Source organism: Roseibium sp., assembly GCF_025698965.1.
Classification (GTDB): Bacteria; Pseudomonadota; Alphaproteobacteria; order Rhizobiales; family Stappiaceae; genus Roseibium.
The window spans coordinates 1-2,608 of record NZ_JAILWL010000667.1; the positions used below are offsets into that span (position 1 = coordinate 1).

At 55.8% G+C, this 2,608-nt stretch carries 3 protein-coding genes; 2 read left to right on the top strand and 1 reads right to left on the bottom strand.

What is annotated here, in order from left to right:
- Together K5905_RS31355 and fumC are read left to right on the top strand one after the other, a co-directional pair.
- Window positions 1–329: hypothetical protein (locus K5905_RS31355; RefSeq protein WP_297591634.1), on the top strand; the 329-nt coding region annotated here is incomplete at its 5' end.
- Window positions 330–379: 50 nt separating this feature from the next.
- Window positions 380–1,777: a class II fumarate hydratase gene (gene fumC, locus K5905_RS31360; protein ID WP_297591635.1), complete on the top strand. Its 1,398-nt coding sequence runs from the start codon at window positions 380–382 to the stop codon at window positions 1,775–1,777.
- A gap of 58 nt (window positions 1,778–1,835) precedes the next feature.
- Here the strand turns inward: fumC and K5905_RS31365 are convergent.
- The coding region (locus tag K5905_RS31365) for an ABC transporter ATP-binding protein (RefSeq protein ID WP_297591636.1) at window positions 1,836–2,608 on the bottom strand (773 nt) is incomplete at its 5' end.

Genomic DNA, 2,608 nt, shown 5'->3' on the forward strand with positions numbered 1-2,608 from the left:
CTGTTCCGATTTTGCGTTCGCGTGATCTGAGACGGTCGGCGGTTTGTTACGGAGATCTTCTTGGATTTGCGGTTTTCAGGGAAGCCGATTGCCTCAGGATCCGTTGTTCCGATCTTGACGTGAAACTCGTTCACACCAATGACTGCGACATCATCTCCAATTTATCCGTGGTATTCAGGACTGGAAAAATCCGTAAGCTACATTGTGAATTTATTGAACGTGCCTTGCCGAATCTGGGCAATCTCAAGCTGAACACCCGTGGCAAGCTGCAATTCTCGCTGTCCGATCCGGATGGCAACAACCTGTACTTCGTGGAAGACATCGCCTGACACGGCGCCGATTACCAGACGAACAAAACCCTTCATCGGGAGAGGAAGATATGTCCCAGCCAGTCCGTTCAGAAACCGACTCCTTCGGTGCACTCGATATTCCAGGCGATAAGTATTACGGCGCGCAGACGGCCCGTTCCCTGATGAATTTTCCAATCGGTGACGAGACCATGCCACGACCACTGGTGCATGCCCTCGGTGTAATCAAGCAGGCCGCCGCACGGGTCAACGAGCAAGAAGGCAAGCTTGCTCCGAACCTTGCCAAAGCCATAGAGCAGGCAGCCGAAGAAGTGGCCGCGGGCAAGTTCGACGACAATTTCCCGCTCGTGGTCTGGCAGACCGGATCGGGAACCCAGTCGAACATGAATTCGAACGAGGTAATTGCCAACCGCGCAATTGAAATCCTGGGTGGCCAGATCGGCACCAAGTCCCCGGTTCATCCGAACGACCATTGCAACATGAGCCAGTCGTCAAACGATACCTTTCCCACGGCAATGCATATTTCGGCGGCGCGGGAAATTCAGGAGAGGCTGGTCCCGGCGCTCAGGCATCTGAAATCCGCGCTCCAGGCCAAATCCAGCGAATGGGCTGCCATCGTCAAGATCGGCCGCACCCATACGCAGGATGCAACACCTCTTACGCTCGGCCAGGAATTCAGTGGCTATGCGGCGCAGGTTGAAATGGGCATTCGCCGTGTGAGTGAGACGCTGGACGGATTGCTCGAGCTTGCTCAGGGAGGCACAGCCGTCGGAACCGGTCTCAACACCCGGAAAGGATTCGCGGAGAAATTTGCAGCTGAAGTCGCGGATATCACCGGACTTCCCTTCCGTACCGCTCCGAACAAGTTCGAGGCGCTTGCCGCACATGACGCCTATGTCTTCGCTCATGGAGCTTTGAATACCGTCGCGGCATCGCTGTTCAAGATCGCCAACGACATCCGTTTGCTCGGTTCGGGGCCTCGATCCGGGCTGGGGGAATTGTCCCTACCGGAAAACGAGCCGGGGTCCTCCATCATGCCAGGCAAGGTCAATCCGACCCAGTGCGAGGCAATGACGATGGTCTGCACCCAGGTGTTCGGCAACCACACAACCATTACGGTTGCCGGCAGTCAGGGACATTTTGAACTCAACGTCTACAAACCCGTCATGGCCTACACGATGCTGCAATCGATCAGATTGTTGGCCGATGCGTCCTTGAGTTTTACTGACCGGTGTGTGGCCGGTATCACCGCAAACAGGGACAGAATCAACGATCTGATGGAACGCTCGCTGATGCTCGTCACCGCGCTGGCTCCTGCGATCGGGTATGACAAAGCAACCGAAATCGCCAAGACCGCGCACAAGAACGGCACGTCCTTGCGAGAAGAAGCCTTGAACCTCGGCTACGTGACGGCAAAGGAATTTGATGATCTTGTCCGGCCGGAACAGATGATCGGTCCGAGTGACTGAACCACGAATGACAACACCGCGCGCCACCGCAATGGCGCGCGGTACCCGATTTTCTGTCTTAGCGGCTATGAACTTCGGTCATCCGGCGGTATTCGGAATCGCTGGCAAGCAGCTCTGAATTGCTGCCGAACTCAATGATCCTGCCTTCCCGCATCACCGCAACCTTGTCGGCCTTGCGTATCGTTGTAAGCCTGTGGGCAATGATCAGCGTCGTTCGCTGTTGCGACAGATCATCCAGGGCATTCTGGATTTCAAGTTCCGTCTGCGTATCCAGCGCGGAGGTTGCTTCATCGAGGATCAGGATCGGTGGATCTTTCAGGAAGATCCGAGAAATTGCCACGCGCTGTTTTTGACCACCGGAAAGTTTGACACCACGCTCGCCGATCATGGTGTTCAGTCCATCGGGAAGTGTCTCGATCACCTTGTCGAGGCGTGCGTGCGTGACGGCCGCAAGGATTTCCTCTTCCGTTGCATCCAGGCGGCCATAGGCGATGTTCTCTCTCAAGGTTCCGCCGAACAAAAAGACGTCCTGTTGCACGATGCCGATCTGGTTGCGCAGAGAAGCCAGGGTCATCGAGCGCAAGTCGATGCCATCGATGGAAATCCTGCCCTCTGTCACGTCATAAAAGCGGGGGAGCAGGGAACAGAGGGTTGTTTTGCCGGCGCCGGAATGCCCGACAAAGGCAACTGTTTCACCCGGTGCAATGTCGAGATTGATTTTCCGTAGCGCGACCTGGTCACCGGTATATCCGAAACTGACGCCTTCATATTTGATATGTCCGGAAAGAGCCGGCGCGACCTTGGCGTCCGGTTTGTCCTGAATGTCAGGCT